Genomic DNA, 18,786 nt, shown 5'->3' with positions numbered 1-18,786 from the left:
TCGAGGAAAACAATTTCATTTTGTTTTTCACAAAACAATCTTGTTTCAATCAATATGTCCGCACCAGTGGGAGATTCCTTTCCGAATCGCTTCCATCGGATTAGACTCCGCCTGAGAAACCGCCCATGCGACATATCCATCCGGTCGAATCAACGCTGTATGCACGTCATGCCAATCAGTAGCTCCCTTAGCAAGCGAAGCGCGAACTACATGGACATGCTTGTATTTCGACCAATCGAGAGCATCGCCTAATCGTTCATCCGAGTCGAAATGTAGCAAGAGGAATGAACCAGAATGAAAAAGCTCATATGCATTCTGACACTCACCGTTCTCCAGACGCAGATTCAACTCTGTAAAACGTCGACCGTTCAATACATGCGGCTGCGTCTCCCCATCCGGTTCATACTCGACATTGAACGCAGAGATTTGGGTAGCCAGCAGATAATTTGCCTCGGGTATTTGCAGCAGGTCGGACACCATATTCCTCAAAGCTATGACGGATGGGGAGAATTCCGAACTACCGAACAGAAGCGATTGCACCTGTGTATTCGTTAGCAATGCGGTAGTGATGGGGGAACGCTCCGTATGATAGCTGTCCAACAGCCAATCCGGTGCCCAGCCTTTTAAATGGGCCGCCAGCTTCCAACCCAGGTTGATTGCCTCTTGCAAGCCAACGTTCATCCCCTGTCCTCCGGCTGGAAAATGAATATGCGCCGCATCTCCCGCCAGGAAAATCCGTCCTTCCCGATAACGCTGAGCTTGCAAGGTCGAATTACCAAAACGAGTCATCCAAAACGGATCGGAAATTCCAAAATCGTCTCCAAGAATGCGCAGCAAGCTAGCCCGCAGTTCCTCCAGTGAAACTGGTTCTTCTTTTGGTATGGCCATTCGCTCCGGATCGATCAGCACCACCCGATGCATCCCTTTTGGCAAGGGCACAATCATGACCAAACCTTGTTCATTAAAGTAGGAAGGAGCTCCCGATTCGGGCGGATTTTTTAAAACAACATCCCCTTGCATAGCCGTAAAAGTCGCATTCTTACCGACAAACGGAATGCCTGCCTGCTTGCGGACAATACTGGCAGCGCCATCTGCACCGACCACATAGCGTGCCGTCAGCACAGCCTTTCCATTCGGCCCGACAGCCTCAACCTCAACCCCGTGCTGATCTTGGTGTACGGCCATTACTTCCACTTCCCTGCGTATTTCCACCCCCAGACTTTTTGCCCACTCCTCTAGTATCTTCTCTGTTTCATGTTGGGGAATAATCAGTGTGTAGTTGGACGAAGAATCTAAGACAGAAAAATCCAAGCGTGTATCAAGCGCAGCAAAATGCCCTGTCTTAATCGGCTTACCTCTATCAAGTAATTTGGCTTTTAGCCCGCGCAAATCCAGGATTTCCAGTGTGCGCGGATGTACAGTGAGCGCCCGTGAAAACGGGGTTGTTTCCTTTAAGCGCTCAAGCAGGCACACCTTCACTTTAGCCAACGCCAGCTCTCCAGCCACCATCATGCCAACTGGTCCACCCCCAACAATAATCACTTCATAATCAACCTGCATCGAAACCACTCCCTCTTTTTGTTTTGCGCGAAACAATATTAATATATCACTTCTTCTTTTCATTGAAAACGATTTTCAATGAAACACTTTTTAAAGACTATGCCAACAAATGAAAAAAGGCGACCCCTTCTCGAATCGAGCAAGAGATCGCCTTTTTCTATATTCTTATCGTTTGGCTACGACAATAACATAAACATGACCTTGATCATTTGTCCACAAATCCACTTTGTCCTTAGAGGAAAGATCGCTTTCTTTCAAGTCATTACCGTTGTAGTATTTGATCTTCGCGTCTTCTGTCATCTTCAAGCTCGTCGATACGTCATTGAAGAATACGTATTTATCTTTGTTCACGCGGGATTCAATTCCGACGAAACTCACGTTTTCCTTCGCCAGCTTTCCACTGATGGAAGCAGCAATGACATCACCATCACGATCAAGGGTCAATGTCACGTACTCAAATTGATCGACGTCTTCAATCGCATCCTCATCCGTTACATCGTATGTCTTGCCGTTAACCTCTACTTTCGCGGAAGTCACCTTGCCGTCATCGTTACGAACCTCAACAGCGTCAACCACGCCGCTTACTTTCTTAGGCGCACCTGTAACGGCCTTTACTTTACCAGCGTTGTTGAGTGTCAGCGTGTACTCTTTGTCGTTGGATGCTGCATCGCTGTCAATCGTGACGCCTGACAAGAGCTCATACACTTTCCCGTTCACAGTAATTTTGGAACCGGATTTTTTCGTCACGTATCCTTTTACGGTTTGCTTTTCCAAAGTCAGCTCCACAATGTCATTCGTGCCGACGTTGTATTTCCACGTAAGGATGCGGTGGTCATTAAACTGATCAGTTTTAACCGTCGTTGGTGATACGGAGCTGCCATCGACAGTCAGCTTCGCGTTGGTCAAGATATCGTAGGTTTTCCCGTCGATTTTCACAGTTGCCAGTTTTCCTGCTGCATACGCGGTTGTGTCCGAGACCAGCTTGTTCGTAGCTGCACCTACACCCTGCTCTACTTTGATCAGATTTCCATTTTTGTCAAACGTAAGCACTGCAATTTGGCCGCTCGCCAACTCATCCAGCTCATCTACTTCGTCTTCGTCTACGAACAACTCTGTATCTTCATGCACCTCGTAACTGACGCCGCCAACGCGAATCAAGTTTTTGTCTGTATCCACGGTGATCGTATCTGTGAAGCTCAGCTTCGTGTAAACAAGCTCAGATACTTTGCCGTCCACGTTGAGTGTCAGCTCGACCAAGTCATCTTTTTCGATGTCAGAGAACGAAGCACTTGTTGCTTTCGCCTCTGGATGCGCCTTGCCTTTGACCGTTGCTTTGGAATCCAGAGTATAGGTCGTGCCGTCTACTCTCAGCTCTTTCTTCGAGTTAGAACCGCTCACGGAAGATACTTTTTCCACAATTCCTTTTGTCGTGTTGTCGCTAATCGTGATGGACTTGATCTTGCCATTATCGCCAACGACTGCCACAAACTTTTGGCCGATATGAGAACGGCTTACATTTACGCCATCTTCTACTTCCAAAACGACTTCTCTTCCATTGACGATTGCCTTGAATTTCTTTTCGTCGCCTACAGCCGTTGTAAAATTAAGACCAGTCTTCACGATTCCTTCGACAATTTCGGAGTCAGAAGTAACAACGGTGAGGAAAGACACACGGTCGTTTTTCGTCATGTATTCTACTTGCGCACCTACGACCAGATTGCCGTATACTTGCGCGGAATCAGCCAGTTCGATTTCTTTGTTTTGTCCGACTAGTTTCAGCTTTTTGCCAGACTTGTCATACGAAGCAACTGTGCCCTTCACTACTGGCAGCTTCTGATTGGTTCCTTTTGCATTGCCATTTTTGTCGTAGTATGCGCCATTTGCGTATACAGGCGTTTCCATAAAGCGATCGGTATACTTCGCGACGATATCACGCGGAGCTGCTGCTGTCGGTGTTTCTTTTGCATCGTAGATACCTGCTCTGTCGGCTTCTAGCAAGTACGGTATGTACCACTCGCTTGAGGCTGATGGACGAACGTCAATCTTCAAGCCCTGAACGTAAACAGTCAACGCTTCCGCAATTTTCACATTGTTGTTCGGTTTGAAGGTTCCATCTGGATATCCCTTGATGATGCCCTGGGATACCGCAAGATTAATGTATCCTGTTGCCCAGTGATCTGTTGGCAGATCTTTAAATACGGTCTTTCCTTGCAGTAACTTTGCTTGCGCATCTGTGTACCCGAGTGCCAGCACAGCTACTTTGGCGAACTCTGCTCTCGTCACTTCTTTATACGGTTTGAAAGTGCCATCGGTATATCCTTTTAATACACCGGCATAATTCAATTTCAGAATCGCGTCTTTATTTACGTTTCCTCCAATGTCGGAGAATGGCAGTGCCGTAGCGGCCCATCCGGTACCCGGCAATGCAAGCGATCCTGCCAGAACCGCTGTCGCTACTAATTTTTTGAAATCCCTGCTTGCTCGATTCTTTGCTTTTTGCAAAATAAACCCCTCCATCAATGTAACAGTGTTATCAGTTCATTCTCTCCAGCAAACTCTCCCATTTGAAGAAATGATGGAATAGTCCACAGTAGAACTGTTTTCTTCGGCCGAATGCTCTTTTTAGACGACAAGACTTCCGAAAAAGTTTCAAAGCTTGTTCGCGGTAAATCATTCCACTGTTCTTCAAACCACCCGAGTCTTGATTGAACAACCTTAAGTCGATACCCAATTGCTTCTGAACAGAACCGCAACTGGAAGGGTCGACCGTCAACTGCAATAAAATCTTGCTCACGACGACCAGAACAAATCCGTTCAGTGTCCGAAACGCCCAATTTCAATCCCGTTTGCAGCAGCAGACATGAGGGCACGTTGGCGTTACGCCAAACGGCAAACGGCAAACGTCGTAACCGAGTCAAATTGTTGACTTCACGGTCAACAATTGATAAGATGCGCTTATGAGTAGACCAAGAGAATTTGATGTTGATCGTGCGCTTCAACAGTCCATGGAAGTGTTCTGGGCGAAAGGCTTCAAGTCGACTTCCTATGACGATTTGACTCGCACGACGCAAGTGAAAAAGCAAAGCTTGTATTGTGTGTTCAAGGACAAGCGGGATTTGTTCCTAAAGGCGTTGGCACTGTATCGCGAACGGAGCATAGCCATGCTGGAAGAGCTAGCCTCTCAGGAGGTGTCGCCATTGAAGAAGCTGGAGGCTATCTGCGACTCTACGCTGTATCAGAACGATGAAACATTGCGCCGGGGATGTCTCATGGTCAATTCCGCATTGGAATTCGGAGATGACGACCCGGAAGTCAACCGCGAAGTAATGCTGATGTTTGATCAGGTCGAACGTATTCTCGAAAAGATCATTCGCGACGGCCAGAAGCAAGGGCTCATTTCTGCACGACAGTCCAGCAAGGAGCTGGCGGTTTACTTGAACAACGTGCTTAGCGGGGCGAAGGTCATGGAGAAGTCGGGCGCTTCCCGGGAGCAGATCGCAACGGTTTTGCGTACGTCATTTGCGCTGATGATTTCGGAGAACGCTCGCTAGAGTCAGGCCATCCGAGCCGAAAGCTGCGGGGTGCGGGTTAAAAAGCGATTGCATTACTGGAGCGCCGTGACTAACGGATACCGTATCCGTTTTCGGCGGCAATTTCGCCCCTTCTCACTTCTAATGGACTCAGTTGCCCTTTTTTCGTGATAAATGCTGCTTGGTGCGTCCGTTAGAATGCTCAAAAGTGGAGTGGGAGGCGGGAGCATGTCTCGGTCGATTTCGGCTATGATCCGCAGAGCCGAGATTGCTCGAACATCTCCCGTCCAGGCGGGCGAGACGTTTGATTCAGAGTGGGATGCTTTTTTTTGCGATGTTATTGACTACATAGTCAACAATGCGATAAAGGAGGTGGGGCTTAGGAATTATAAAGGAGCAACTGGGGAAAATCAAAGATGTAGCTTTTTTACGCCATGAAGGCTCATTTTTTTGTTATATTCTTGACTCGATAGTCAAGAAAAAAACTAAAGGAGGTTCTTATGACATATTCGCAATCCGTTCAATCCTTATTCCAATCGTTCTCAATCGGAAATCTTCAGCTATCCAATCGCATCGTGATGGCGCCGATGACTCGTCAATTCTCTCCGGAAGGCGTGCCCGGCCCTGATGTGGCGGCCTATTACCGCCGCAGGGCGGAGAACGGCATCGGCCTCATCGTGACAGAAGGCACAATTATCGATCATCCGGATTCGTCCAATCAACCAAATATACCGCATTTCTATGGCGAAGCCGCATTAAACGGTTGGGCGAACGTGTTGTCTGAGGTTCACGTGGCGGGCGGACGGATCATCCCGCAGATTTGGCATATGGGAGCCCGTGGCCAAGTTGACAATTATACGGAAACGGAGATCGCCGCCATCGTTCAGGCATTCGCTCAAGCGGCAGCTAATGCCAAACGGCTTGGCTTCGACGGCATCGAGCTTCACGGAGCCCACGGATATTTGATCGACCAATTTTTCTGGGAGAAAACGAACCAGCGCACCGATCGTTATGGCGGCGACATTGTGAAGCGCACCCGCTTTGCAGTAGAAGTCATCGAAGCTTGCCGCCGTGCTGTCGGTCCGGACTTCCCGATCGTCCTTCGTATCTCACAATGGAAGTCGGGCGACTATACGGCGAAATTGGCGGCAACGCCAGCTGAACTGGAGCAGCTCTTGGAGCCGTTAACCGGGGCTGGCGTCGATGTGTTCCACTGCTCCACCCGCCGTTTCTGGGAGCACGAGTTCGAAGGCTCCGATTTGAATCTGGCCGGATGGGTCAAAAAGTTGACGGGAAAACCGACGATTACGGTCGGATCGGTCGGCCTGGAAACTGAATTTATGAGTTTCTTTACAGAAGGTAAGGGCTCAAATATCACCAATATCGACGGGCTGATCGAAAGGCTGGAGCGTGGAGAATTCGATCTAGTGGCTATAGGTAGGGCATTATTGGCCGATCCCGCATGGGCAAGCAAGATTCGCGACGGCCGACTCGACGAGTTGCTCCCCTTTACGGCCGAAGCAGTGAAAACTTTGTATTAAGTTCCGCAAAAACACCGGAGTTTACCCGGTGTTTTTGCGTTATGGCACCGACATTCAACTCACGAAAACGTTCGGGAATCAAGTATCAGCTCCCGCTTCACACAGGAAGACAAAGGCAGTTTAGGACTTTTTATTTCAAGCCCAGGCCGCCGCTATTTCATTTTTATTATCACTAGACAGATATGTCGCAGAACGTAAAAAAACCACCTGAACCTCAGGTGGTTTTACGTTTCATTCCAGCAGGAAATGCTATAAGCCAGGTTCTGTCTCTCCCGTGCTTCAAGCGGGGCAATCCCTCGCACCAAGAGCGGTAGCCATCTATCTATGGCATCCGAAGATACCATCCGTCCTTTCCGTTTGATTCCTTCAGGACGGTTCCCCTACCTAATTTGGGTTTCTCGCTCGCAGGGTTTACCGCGTTCCATCTTTTCTGTCGCCAGAAAAGCTACGTTTCTGTGGCACTTTCAGCGTACTCGGGCCTCAGAGAGAGCCCTTTCCACGCCGTCAGCAAGGCTCAGCACCTCACTGCCCTGGCTTGCACCAGGTACGAACACTCCAGGCATCTCAGCCTGGGCGAGCCTGGACTTTCCTCTACCACCAATCGTTAAAACGATTGCGGCAGCGACTACCCACATTTCCTGCACATCAGAATCAGTAACATTTACTCTATCACATGCCTCCTGCATGGTCAACAAGCAGGATTTGGAAGGTCCATTTGTAGTACAATAGAAATGGCTACGAGGAGGTATAACGATGATAACCATTACTCCAACTGCGGCAGTACGTCTTGCACAAATGATCGCGGAAGAATCGGATGCTGAACAGCTCGGAATCAGACTCGTCCCGACTACGACGGGTTGTGGCAGCTATTCATATAGCATCGCCATTACGGAAGCGGACAAACACGATATTGCCCAAAATATAGGTGGGATTCATTTCTTTTATCAAACGCATGAGATAGACAAGCTTTCCGGAACCGTCATCGACTGCGACCCTGCAACTGGCCGCTTCTCTATTTTCCATCCGCGCCCGATGCAAACAGATTGCTCGCTTACACATTGATTAGGAGGTTACTATGCTGCTCTTATCATTTGAAAACATCAAACCAAAGATTCACCCTACTGTTTTCCTGGCAAAAGGCTCCGTCGTTTCTGGCGATGTCGAAATCGGCGAGGATTCTTCTATTTGGTACAACACCGTGATCCGCGGGGACATCGCTCCGACCATCATTGGCAAACGTGTCAGCGTGCAAGACAATAGCACCCTGCATCAAAGCCCCAACAACCCGTTGATCCTCGAAGACGAGGTGACCGTTGGACATAATGCCGTTTTACATAGCTGCGTGGTACGACGCGGTGCATTGATCGGAATGGGCGCGATTGTGTTGGATCGTGCGGAAATCGGGGAAGAAGCGATGGTTGCGGCGGGTGCACTTGTTCCTCCAGGCATGAAGGTACCACCTCGCTCGCTTGTTGTCGGCAATCCAGCCAAAGTAAAACGCGAACTTAATGAGGCAGACTTGAAGGAATTCGTACGCATTCGCCAATCGTATGTAGATAAAGGAAAGATGTATCGCCAACTGGAAGAAACCCCGCTAGAACGGGAGTAGGAAAAAGAACAGGGAGGTAGAGGGCGCCTATGCCCCTTCTATCCTCCCTGTTTTTTATGATTTGCGAATTTCTAAATAATGCGTTGCGCCCACTAAAAACCGGAAGCTCGTCGGTTGCAGACTGGAAGTGTGGCCGAACCGTTGTATTTCTTCCATGAGCTGTGGCAGCTTGCTATATGGCTTACGATCCAATCCGATTAACGGATAGAGTCTGATTTGACCACCAGGCTGACAAACACGAAGTAATTCATTGATCGCGTCCAGGTGAAATTGCTCATCGAACTGTTGGTGGTACAAAAACAAAAAATGACTGCCAAGCACCAGTGAAAATTGATCGTTTGCAAAAGGCAATTCCGGCAGCAAGCCTGAGACGTATCTTTTACCGATGCCTTCATCGGCACGATACGCGGCAATGAATTTCTTCAGTGACCTTTCTCTATTTTGCTGATGCTGACCAAGCGAGCCGTAATATTCCCAAAGAAGTGTATGTGCAATTCCAGCCAGCTTTTGTGTCGATTCCTCGATCTCTCGCTTCCCCTTCGTATCAATCTCTTCAGGCTTCATTTCGTAAAGCGGATCGACTGCGATTGCCTCTCGTCCTTGTTGACATGCCTCTGCTGTAAAGGAGGACGCTCCTGCCCCGACATCCAAGATCGGTCCCTTCGTCAAGATTTCCTCCGTGAGCGAAAACATATCCACATACTCTTGATAGGAACGGCATGTCATAGCCACTCCCACTTGCTCGTACACCCCTGCATCCTGTTCTTTTCTCATCTCGTCTCAGCTCTCCTCATCTCATATTCCTCGATCCTTTTCAAAGGAAAAGGAAAGAATTGAGCAAATATTACCAAAATACTTTTCAGGATTCAATGACGCAACTAACCTGTGCATGGAACAAAAAAAGCGGCGTATCCATAATGGAAACACCGCTTTACCTTACGAAGCATTCTGCAATCGATCTACCTCGCGAATGTGTTCAAACAGCATATACGAGCGGATCGCTGTCTCTAAGTGGAGCCGATCCGGTTCTTTGGTCGTGCTGTATTTTTGAAAGAAAGCCGACAGCTTGTAAAGAAAGCCGAAATATTTGCGCACGTAGCGATCCCCGAGCATGCCAACAAGCAATCCAGCTACCCCGCATGCGACGCTCCATTCCAAGGGTAAAAAGAATACAGATAAAATGAACCCCGTAAAAAACCACACGACCAGATTCGTCGAGCAGCCGTCATTCACGATATTTGCCCGTTGAATCTCTTTCAATGCTGCTAGCGACTTCTTACCCCCATAGCTAAACACTTTATGTTCCGCGCCGTGAAATTTTTTCATCATTTTCGGAAAAACGAAGTGAAAGCCCGCGATGTATACAGCTACCCACATTGGATCGAGGATGGCCCAATCAGGCTTCACGATCGCTGCCAGTACATAACTAGCGAGCAGGAGATGAAACAATTGATAGTACCACGGAAAGGAGAAAAATATTCGATACCAGAGCTTCCCTATCGTTTTCAATGTGATTTTTTCCGCCCACATATGAATCACGCCGTCTTTTACTTCCGCGCATGCCAGCACATTTCGATCATGAAAAAGCACACCGCGTCCAAATGACATCCCCATAATCATCTCGTTAGCTATTCTCCTTCCGCCCTAATGTCGTTATAATAGGTTGTTGTACGCAGAATGAAGGAGGTTTCCACAATTGATCCGCATGGTTCCAACTACACCATTAACACCTTTACACGATCCATGGGAGCCGTTGTTCAATGCGACACCCCCCGCCTATAAACTTACCAGCGTCGAGTTTACTGTAACGAATCTGTGCAATCTCCGCTGTGAGCATTGCGCGGTTGGTGATACATTGCGATACAAAGACGATCCCGCTCTCCCTGTCGATCTCATACTTCGTCGTCTCGATGAAGCAAAAGATCTACTTACTATCAGTATAACAGGCGGAGAACCGATGTACAGCGAGCGCACCGTGAAAACTGTGATCGCGCCTATTCTACAATATGCAGCAGATCGTGGGCTGCGGACGCAAATCAACTCCAACATGTCCATGCCGTTTTCTCGGTATGAGTTGATCCTGCCTTACATCGACGTCATGCATATTTCGTGGAACTGGTCTACTCCTGAAGAATTCCATGATATTGTTTACGCAAAAGCACGGCAGCCGGTTTCAATCAAAAGAGCGGAAGCACAATTTCAAGAGATGATGGAAAATGCGCGAAAGCTTTCAGAAGCAGGTGTATTTGTCTCAGCCGAGACAATGCTGAATCATCGCACATGGACAAAGCTCGATACGCTCCACCGTCAGATTCAGGAGATGGGCAGCAAGCGCCATGAGGTACACCCGATGTATGCGAGTGATTTTGCCCGTGATCTGGATGTCCTTTCACTCGATGAGCTCCGTCAAGCCATTCATCGGATGCTCGATGTACGCAATGAAGATTTGTGGATGCTTTTCGGGACGCTTCCGTTTTTCGCTTGCAGTCCTGAAGCAGCAGACAGGGAATTGATCAGCAGACTGCGCTCTGCGAAAAATGTGACGACTCGCAATGATCCAGATGGTCGCAATCGTCTTAACATCAACATTTTCACCGGCGATGTCATCGTGACCGATTTCGGAGATGTAGAGCCATTGGGCAATATTCAAACTGATCAGCTCCAGGCGATGTTTGAAAAATGGCAAGAACACACGCTGAATCAGAAGATCAATTGCTTCTGCCCTGCTGCTGGATGTGCAGGACCTAATCTGCTCGTTGCTAATACTTACTATCAGGAAACTGATTTTACTCTGCGCAAAGCACTCGTCTAATCGGGGCACACTAGGGCGTGAGGTGATCTACCATGAGCAGACGCAAACGCCCTCTCGTCCCCGAGGCGAGAAAAGGACTGGACGCGCTCAAAGCACAGGTTGCACACGTTGCTGATCCCGCTCAGGCCAAATTCGAGGTCGCAGAAGAAATTCATGTTCCGTTGCAGCACGGCTACAATGGACAGTTAACCTCTCACGATGCTGGTCGAATCGGAGGACGCTTGGGCGGCAGTATGGTCAGAGAGATGGTACGGATGGCCATGGAAGGCATGAATAAAAAACCGTAATCCTATTGTTTGGGACCCCCGTTATTCGATGGATGCGAATAGCGGGGGTCTTTGTCGAGCAATCGAATATTGCCGAGTAGGACACTGGCCATCAGGCTGATTCCAATTAGAATCAATCCAGTAATAAAGACGCCGTGCAAAGCGTCACTAAACACCATTCCTACCCGCATCTGCCATTCTACGATGGTCCCAAACACACTAATTCCAATCGTCCCCCCAAGGGAACGAAATAATTGCGATGTCGACATGGCAACGCCCCGATCTTGCGGTTTAACGGCGCAGTGTGCTGCTGTACCGAGTGCTGGATAGATTGCCCCCATGCCTAGACCTGTGACAATCATGTAGCTTGCGAGCTGTGTGTTGGTTGTCTCTACATCAATCGTGCTTAGAAGGAAAAAGCCTGTCGCCATGATGAGTAAGCTGGGAATCAGAATCGCCCGAAATGAAGCTTTTGCCATCCATCTTCCCCCAACCGTCGAAGAAATCGCTGCGGACAGCATGAGTGGCACTAAAAGGAATCCAGCTTCTGAGGGGCTCGCACCATATACTCCTTGGACGAACAGAGGGATATATGCGATTGCACCGAACAAAGCAGCACTCACAAAGAATCCTACGAGATTGCCATATCCAATGGCCGGAATGCGAAATAGGGACAGCGGAAGCAGGGGCTCCTTTGCTTTGGTTTCAATCCAGATGAACAAGCCGATAAGTAGAATACCCGCTCCCCCTAACCCAATCTTGTATTCCGTCTCCTCCATGACAAGGGACAGTAGGATGAGAATGATGGCTGCACTCAAACTAATCGCCCCATACCAATCAATCACTGGCTTCTTTTCGTAGTGCCGCAGATCACGAAAGGCTAGAGCAATGATCAAAAAGGCAGCGATACCGATGGGAAGGTTGATAAAGAAAATCCATCCCCATGGCAAAAGCTCCACAAGAATTCCTCCCAACGAGGGACCGAGTATACTCGTCATGGCAAAGACAGCTCCGAAAAGGCCTTGAAGTTTGCCTCTCTTTTCGGGTGGATACAGTTCACCTACAATGATGAATGCAACCGGCATTAATGCCCCAGCGCCCAAACCTTGAACTCCTCTCGCTGTAATCAGACTCGTCATGGAATTCGCCATGCCGCACAGGAGAGATCCTAAGAGAAACAGAAACAACCCGATCAAATACATTTTTCTCGGTCCAAACAAGTCCGCCATTTTCCCATAAATGGGCATGCTCGTGGTCGATGTGAGCATATAAATAGCGAACACCCAGCTATAAAGAGATAGACCTCCCAGTTCTTTCGTGATTGTCGGCATGGCTGTTGAGACAATCGTCTGATCCAACGCTGACAAGACTAACCCCATCAGCACTCCACCCGTAATTAACCCCACGCGGCGCTTTTCCTTTTCCATCTCCATCGCACTCCCCTTTTTGAAGTCAGTTGATAACAGCTCCAAAAATATAAGGGAATTTCCGGAAAAAGAGTAGACTTTTTCTTTCTGATGAGTTATTCTGATGATAGAGTCTGCCCCTAAGAACCATGAATAAACTATAAATAAAAACCGCCTCCTTTACGGACGCGGTTTTTTTGTTTTGCCATTCATCTCAACTTATCGAGCTTTTTGGCACTTGCCTTACGAGGTCCAAGCATCGCCTTTCCTATGTCGCCCACTTTGTTTACAGAGTCAAAAACTTGGTCAATCACATCCACCAGTTCCCGAATCTGTACCACTTTTCCATAGACGCCCATGAAATGGTGTCGGACGTTTTTTCCATTTAACCCTAGCATGGCGCACCTCCTCTTAATCCTCTCGTATCACTTTATGCAGGATCAGGCGAAGAGGAAATGGCGAAGTGTGGAAAATTATTCGGCCCTCTATCCAGCAGCTTAGCGTGGACGAGGCGTGCCAGTTGGCCGTGGGCGTGGAGGTTGTGTCGGCGTAATGGCCCGCTCCAGACGAGTGACACGGTTCTCCAACCGATCTACCCGATTATCCAGCCTGCGATAGTCTTCGCGAAGCGCATCTACTCGATTCTCCAGTCGATTCAAGCGACGCTCGACATCTCCACCAGGAGCTGGTGTCGGAGTAATCGGGATGTACAAATTTTGACCAACGTAAATGTAATAGGGATAGGCAATATTATTCACGCGGATCAATTCCTGAACGGATACACCAAAACGAGCCGCAATGCTGTTCAGCGTATCTCCCGAACGGACTACATAGTTCACGAATCTCACTCCTTTTTTCTGTGATCATTCGTTATTAACCTATGCCCGCCCTGGTACACGCGCAATAAACCAATACCCATTTTGGCAAAGAATAGTCAAACACCCAGTACAAACGCCGTTACAAACCTGAAAGAGCAAGGCTCAGCCCCATCAGCACTTTGAATAGACAGTCACACCCTCAAGAAACACTTCCTCTACTTGCTTCAATGCCTCTATCTCTTGTAAAGGGTCCCCTTTTACCACAAGCAGATCTGCAAAATAACCCGGCGCTAGCGTACCGATCTTACTCCCTTGGTCCAGCACCTCAGCAGCGTTTTGAGTAGCAGCCTGGATCGCCCGAATTGGCTCCATCCCCAGCTCCACCATCAGCTTGATCTCCTCTGCCACAGGCGTAATCGGATAGCCTTCCAATACGATATCCGTACCCGTAGCGATCTTTACACCTGTATTTATCAATCGTGCAAAGTTCTCCCGGTACGCCTTTTCCGATTCGATGAAAAAGGCTCCCTGCTCCATAAGCCCTTCGCTCAATATGCCTTGATTCGCCTGTTGCTGTTCATTCCAAATATGCTTGTAATAATCAGCAATCTGGAAGAAGGTGACCATGGTCGGTACCCATACCAATCCTTTTTCTTTCATCTGCTCTGCCTGTTCAACGGTCATAAACGTCGCGTGCTCGATCGTATCAAATCCCGCATCAATCGCCATCTGTATCGCGGGTTGGAGCGAGGCATGCACACAGCATTTCCGTCCCAAGCGATGCGATTCATCAACCGCCGCATCCAGCTCCTCTTGTGTAAACTCCGGCGTTGGTGTCCGATGGCTCGTCATGAGCTTGATCCAGTCTGCCCCTGCCCTCACTTGTTCACGCACGGCTGTGCGTACTTCCCACGGACCATTTGCTTCTCGCAGGGCACCCTCTAATTGCCAGCCGTGCCCCCCGGTCATAATAATCCCCTGGTTTACCTGAAAAAGACGAGGGGAAACAATGAACTTGTTCTTGGCTGCCAGCTTCAGTGTACTGCACAATCCATCCGGTGCTGCAACATCACGGATCGTCGTGACCCCCAAAGAAAGTGCCTCTTTCAAGTTCGCTGTCGCAAGTAAAGCCACGAGTCCATCGTTGTTGCGATACTCAGCCGAGTCTGGTTTGCTCCACCAATACCCGATGTGAACATGTAAATCGATCAAACCTGGCAAAATGGAGCATCCGCTGTACCGCTTTACCTCTCCTTCCGAAATCGAATCTGTAAGCTCCGATTCTTTCCCTACTGTTACAATCTTTCCTCGCTCATCAATCCCGACAGCGCCTTGTTCGATTACATGCTCTCCATCTCCGATAATGACGCGATCAGCAATCAACCATTTCATTCCTGTCCCCCCTGTCAAAAATGAAAATCCATCTGTCCGCAATCGTGGTTAGTTCCTCGAAAGTTCATCATCTATCCAACTATTTCCTTCTCCTCTCCCGCCTAGTTTGAAAAAAAAAGCCTCCGGCAGCACGTGAAGTGCGCCAGAGGCTTTCGTATTACATTCCTTATTTAAATACAGGTGCTGCAAACTGAGCCAATTTCTCTGCAGATGACTTTTCCACATCCGCATGCAAGCTGTTGCCATGAGAATCCATGGTGACGATTGCTGCGAAGCCTTTTACGCGCAGGTGCCACATCGCTTCTGGAATACCGAATTCCATGAAGTCGACACCTTCTACTTTTTCCAAGCATTCTGCATAATACTGGGCCGCTCCACCAATTGCATTTAAGTAAACAGCGCCATGCTCGTTCAATGCTTTCAGGGTTTTCGCACCCATTCCGCCTTTTCCGATAACGGCACGGATTCCGAATTTCTTGATGATTTCGCCTTGGTACGGCTCCTCGCGAATGGAGGTAGTCGGACCAGCCGCTTTTACATGCCAGTCGCCTGCTTCGTCCTTCAGCATGACTGGACCGCAATGGTAGATGATGCCACCGTTCAGGTCCACTGGACAGTCATGATCCATCAGGTAGCTGTGCAGGGCGTCGCGTCCTGTGTGCATTTCACCGTTGATAATAACCACATCGCCCACTCGCAGGCTGCGGATTTGTTCTTCAGAGATTGGCGCTTCGAGAACAACCTCTCTGCGCTTTTCGCCCGCATCGTCCGTAGCTGCTACCGGGGACAAGTCCATCGCTACTTCTTCGTCTTTATAGAGGTAACGGAGGATTTCGCCAGTCTCCGGATTCAGGCGAACACCTTGACGGCGGAATGCCCAGCAGTTGTACGCAACGGATACGAAAAAGCTTGCTGGCAGGCGATTTTCCACGCCGATTTTACAGCCCAAAAGAGTCGAGTTACCACCAAAGCCCATGGTTCCGATTCCGAGTTGGTTTGCTGTTTCCATGATGTAGTCTTCCAATGCAGCCAAATCAGCAATTGGATTGACATCGTCTACTTTGCGGAACAATTGATGCTTCGCCAGTGCATAACCGGAGGTGCGATCGCCACCGATTCCTACGCCGATGAAGCCGGCACTACAGCCTTGTCCTTGTGCTTGGTAGACGGCGTGCAAAATGCACTTGCGAATGCCATCCAGGTTGCGGCCCACTTTGCCCAGGCCTTCGAGCTCACAGGGCAGGGAGTATTGGATGTTCTTGTTCTCACAGCCGCCGCCTTTGAGAATTAGCTTGATCTCGATTTCATCCTCTTCCCATTGCTCGAAGTGAATGACAGGAGTACCTGGTCCGAGGTTGTCTCCTGTGTTTGCACCCGTCAAGGAGTCTACGGAGTTGGAACGCAGCTTACCTGTTTTGGTTGCTTCTGCAATCATTTCTTTGATTGCTTGTTTAATGATCAGCTGGTTGACTCCAACCGGAGTTTTCACTTCGAATGTAGGCATCCCCGTATCTTGACAGATCGGAGAAACATTTTCTTCTGCCATGACAACGTTTTGCGCAATCGTAGACAACGACAGCGCTGCACGTGTGCCAAGATCCTCTTTCACTTTAGCTGCATTGACGGCACGACGCACGTCTGGTGGTAGATTCGTAGAAGTATCCGTGATGAGTTCCAGAATGCTTTGCTTCAAGTTTTCCATCTATGACGCCCCTTTTGACGTAGTGGTGTAAATGGTAGCATAAACCGCCTATTATTATAGCACACGCTCCCCCACCTGTCCGTAGATTGATGCCCAAAGAGTGTGTGAAACATTCCGTAAACACGCATCGTCTTATTACCGACAGAAAATTTTGGTAAGAAGCAGATACGAGGGGGATTAAAATGAAACGAACTTTTGCCGGGCTTCTCGCCTCCGTGCTGGTGGTGACCGCTATACCCTTCCTGTTCACGACGGGTACAGTAGTGGCACCAACCGTTCAAGCCGCAGCATCTACAGAAGAGTTGCCAGTAGTCGGTTCCTATGCGGAGCTGAAAAAGCTCATCCAATCATCAAACGTGGACAGCTACCATTACGGCACCATGGAAACCAGTAACGCTTTACCAGCAGCCGCACCTAGCACGGCCAACAAAGCAGCGGACACTTCCGGCGGCGCTGTGCGCGGTGATTTTTCCACAACGAATACCCAAGTGCAGGGCGTCGATGAAGCAGATATCGTCAAATCAGACGGAACTTATCTTTATCAATCCACGCAAAATGAAGTGCGCATCATCAAAGCGAATCCTGCCACCGAGATGAAGGTCGCAAGCCGTATCAGCTACGACAATGGAAAATTCGTACCGCAAGAAATGTACGTAGACGATCATAGACTCATCGTAATCGGTCAAGCGGATGAGACCATCTCCTATCCTCCTGGTCCTGCTTCCAAAAGAGGCATTCCCCGTTACCAAGGCATGCAGTCCGTGAAAACCATGATCTACGACATTACGGACAAAAAACAGCCTCGGCTCATTCGTCAACTGGAGCTGGAAGGTCAGTACATGTCGTCCCGCAAAATCGGTGGGAGCTTGTACGTGACAGCCAACCATTACATGGACACGTATCGAATTATGCAAGAGAAAGCAGAAGTGCCAGGCCCAGCGTATAAAGACAGCGCCCATCATAACCAATACCAAACCATTCCCTACAACGAGATTCGTTACTTCCCGGATCACTTTCGTCCAGAGTATTTGATCGTTGCTGGTGTGAATCTGGAAGATTCGAAACAAAAGATGTCACTGCATACGTATCTTGGTGCTGGCGAGAACATCTATGCATCCACCAAAAATCTGTATGTAGCCGTCACCCAGAACAATGCCCAGCCAGTAGCCGTTAAACAAAAAGGAGTGACAACTCCTCTGATTGCCCCTCCCGTTGAGTTAGATACAACCATTTATCGTTTTGCTATGAACAAGGGAGACATTCACTACACGGGGAAAGGGTCGGTGCCTGGTCTCATTCTGAACCAGTTTTCCATGGATGAAAACGACGGTTATTTCCGCATTGCCACCACGAGCGGAAACATGTGGCGAGACGATGAGCATACGTCGAAAAACAACTTGTATGTACTGGACAACAAACTCGAGGTATTCGGCAAGCTAGAAGGCATCGCTCCAGGAGAACGCATTTACTCTGTCCGTTTCATGGGTGATCGTGCCTACATGGTCACCTTCAAAAAAGTCGACCCGCTGTTCGTTCTCGATCTGAAGAAGCCTTCTGCGCCAAGCGTACTGGGTGCCCTCAAAATTCCAGGTTACAGCGACTATTTACACCCGTATGATGAAAACCATATCATCGGTTTTGGTAAAGAAGCAGAATCAGATAAAGACTGGGCGTACTACCAAGGGATGAAAATCGCTCTCTTTGACGTCAGTGATGTAACGAAACCGAAGGAAAAGTTCAAGACTGTTATCGGGGACAGAGGAACAGACTCCGAGCTGTTGCATAATCACAAGGCTCTGCTGTTCTCCAAAGAAAAAAATCTGCTAGCCTTCCCTGTATCCGTCCATGAACGAACGGCTGAACAAAAAGCCAAAAACGATATGCGCGAGTACGGCCACTTTACTTTCCAGGGTGCCTATGTTTATCAGCTCGATTTGCAAAAAGGTTTTCAACTGACCGATCAGATCACCCATCTGACCAAGGAAGATGTCGCCAAAGCAGGCGAAGGCTGGTACGACAGCACCAGCAACATTAAACGGATACTCACGATTGGCAACACGCTCTATACCGTTTCCGATGATTACGTCAAAACGCAGCAGCTCTCTGCCCCCAAAAAAGAGAATATCTTGCCATTGACGAAATAGCGGTAA

General features: G+C 48.7%; 17 protein-coding genes and 1 other RNA gene. 7 read left to right on the top strand and 11 right to left on the bottom strand.

The genetic code is table 11. The features are described from left to right. Positions 1 to 45 precede the first annotated feature (45 nt). From AB432_RS11475 to AB432_RS30495, 3 genes are all read right to left on the bottom strand, one after another. The gene (locus AB432_RS11475; RefSeq protein WP_048032387.1) at positions 46 to 1,560 is read right to left on the bottom strand and encodes a monooxygenase; all 1,515 of its coding nucleotides are present in this window, start codon (positions 1,558 to 1,560) and stop codon (positions 46 to 48) included. Positions 1,561 to 1,725: 165 nt separating this feature from the next. Next, positions 1,726 to 4,062, bottom strand: coding sequence for an S-layer homology domain-containing protein (locus AB432_RS11470; RefSeq protein WP_048032386.1), 2,337 nt, complete (start codon positions 4,060 to 4,062; stop codon positions 1,726 to 1,728). A gap of 14 nt (positions 4,063 to 4,076) precedes the next feature. Further along, positions 4,077 to 4,559: a hypothetical protein gene (locus tag AB432_RS30495; RefSeq protein ID WP_162630240.1), complete on the bottom strand. Its 483-nt coding sequence runs from the start codon at positions 4,557 to 4,559 to the stop codon at positions 4,077 to 4,079. Between AB432_RS30495 and AB432_RS11465 the strand changes: the two genes are divergently transcribed. Together AB432_RS11465 and AB432_RS11455 are read left to right on the top strand one after the other, a co-directional pair. After that, complete coding sequence (locus tag AB432_RS11465; protein ID WP_048032385.1) at positions 4,518 to 5,111, top strand: TetR/AcrR family transcriptional regulator; 594 nt, start codon at positions 4,518 to 4,520, stop codon at positions 5,109 to 5,111. The genes AB432_RS30495 and AB432_RS11465 overlap by 42 nt on opposite strands. Before the next feature lie 479 nt (positions 5,112 to 5,590). Next, the gene (locus AB432_RS11455) at positions 5,591 to 6,631 is read left to right on the top strand and encodes an NADH:flavin oxidoreductase (protein ID WP_048032383.1); all 1,041 of its coding nucleotides are present in this window, start codon (positions 5,591 to 5,593) and stop codon (positions 6,629 to 6,631) included. Between the two features lie 247 nt (positions 6,632 to 6,878). Here the strand turns inward: AB432_RS11455 and rnpB are convergent. Next, an RNA gene (gene rnpB, locus AB432_RS11450) (RNase P RNA component class B) lies at positions 6,879 to 7,268 on the bottom strand. 116 nt (positions 7,269 to 7,384) lie between these two features. On the opposite strand from rnpB, the gene AB432_RS11445 reads away from it, so the two are divergent. Further along, entirely contained in the window at positions 7,385 to 7,693 is a 309-nt protein-coding gene (locus tag AB432_RS11445; RefSeq protein ID WP_048032381.1) for an iron-sulfur cluster biosynthesis family protein, read from the top strand. Positions 7,694 to 7,706: 13 nt separating this feature from the next. Beyond that, positions 7,707 to 8,240 carry a gamma carbonic anhydrase gene (locus AB432_RS11440; protein WP_048032380.1) on the top strand — a complete coding sequence of 178 codons (534 nt, stop codon included), beginning with the start codon at positions 7,707 to 7,709 and terminating at the stop codon, positions 8,238 to 8,240. A gap of 54 nt (positions 8,241 to 8,294) precedes the next feature. Here AB432_RS11440 and AB432_RS11435 read toward each other — a convergent pair whose 3' ends face one another. Together AB432_RS11435 and AB432_RS11430 are read right to left on the bottom strand one after the other, a co-directional pair. Beyond that, entirely contained in the window at positions 8,295 to 9,014 is a 720-nt protein-coding gene (locus tag AB432_RS11435; protein WP_048032379.1) for a class I SAM-dependent methyltransferase, read from the bottom strand. 162 nt (positions 9,015 to 9,176) lie between these two features. Further along, positions 9,177 to 9,860, bottom strand: coding sequence for a DUF1385 domain-containing protein (locus tag AB432_RS11430; protein ID WP_048032378.1), 684 nt, complete (start codon positions 9,858 to 9,860; stop codon positions 9,177 to 9,179). Positions 9,861 to 9,936: 76 nt separating this feature from the next. Between AB432_RS11430 and yfkAB the strand changes: the two genes are divergently transcribed. Together yfkAB and AB432_RS11420 are read left to right on the top strand one after the other, a co-directional pair. Continuing rightward, a complete protein-coding gene (gene yfkAB, locus AB432_RS11425; RefSeq protein ID WP_048032377.1) occupies positions 9,937 to 11,052 on the top strand; it encodes a radical SAM/CxCxxxxC motif protein YfkAB in 1,116 nt (371 codons plus the stop codon). A 32-nt stretch (positions 11,053 to 11,084) separates the two neighbouring features. Beyond that, positions 11,085 to 11,339: an alpha/beta-type small acid-soluble spore protein gene (locus AB432_RS11420; RefSeq protein ID WP_048032376.1), complete on the top strand. Its 255-nt coding sequence runs from the start codon at positions 11,085 to 11,087 to the stop codon at positions 11,337 to 11,339. 2 nt (positions 11,340 to 11,341) lie between these two features. Here the strand turns inward: AB432_RS11420 and AB432_RS11415 are convergent, their stop codons facing one another. From AB432_RS11415 to AB432_RS11395, 5 genes are all read right to left on the bottom strand, one after another. Beyond that, the gene (locus AB432_RS11415) at positions 11,342 to 12,751 is read right to left on the bottom strand and encodes an MDR family MFS transporter (protein WP_053079569.1); all 1,410 of its coding nucleotides are present in this window, start codon (positions 12,749 to 12,751) and stop codon (positions 11,342 to 11,344) included. 182 nt (positions 12,752 to 12,933) lie between these two features. Further along, entirely contained in the window at positions 12,934 to 13,122 is a 189-nt protein-coding gene (locus AB432_RS11410; RefSeq protein ID WP_007724315.1) for a hypothetical protein, read from the bottom strand. A gap of 99 nt (positions 13,123 to 13,221) precedes the next feature. Then, positions 13,222 to 13,563, bottom strand: coding sequence for a LysM peptidoglycan-binding domain-containing protein (locus tag AB432_RS11405; protein ID WP_048032375.1), 342 nt, complete (start codon positions 13,561 to 13,563; stop codon positions 13,222 to 13,224). 150 nt (positions 13,564 to 13,713) lie between these two features. After that, positions 13,714 to 14,934, bottom strand: a complete 1,221-nt coding sequence (locus AB432_RS11400; RefSeq protein WP_048032374.1) for a metal-dependent hydrolase family protein — start codon at positions 14,932 to 14,934, stop codon at positions 13,714 to 13,716. A gap of 166 nt (positions 14,935 to 15,100) precedes the next feature. Then, on the bottom strand, positions 15,101 to 16,636 hold the full coding sequence (locus AB432_RS11395) for a fumarate hydratase (protein WP_048032373.1): 1,536 nt from the start codon (positions 16,634 to 16,636) through the stop codon (positions 15,101 to 15,103). Positions 16,637 to 16,818: 182 nt separating this feature from the next. Between AB432_RS11395 and AB432_RS11390 the strand changes: the two genes are divergently transcribed. After that, positions 16,819 to 18,780: a beta-propeller domain-containing protein gene (locus AB432_RS11390; protein ID WP_048032372.1), complete on the top strand. Its 1,962-nt coding sequence runs from the start codon at positions 16,819 to 16,821 to the stop codon at positions 18,778 to 18,780. The last annotated feature ends 6 nt before the right edge of the window (positions 18,781 to 18,786 follow it).

Origin of the sequence: Brevibacillus brevis, assembly GCF_001039275.2 — a bacterium.
Taxonomy (GTDB): Bacteria; Bacillota; Bacilli; order Brevibacillales; family Brevibacillaceae; genus Brevibacillus; species Brevibacillus brevis_C.
The sequence above is the reverse complement of the archived record's forward strand: the minus strand, read 5'-3'. Positions and strand labels throughout refer to the sequence as shown.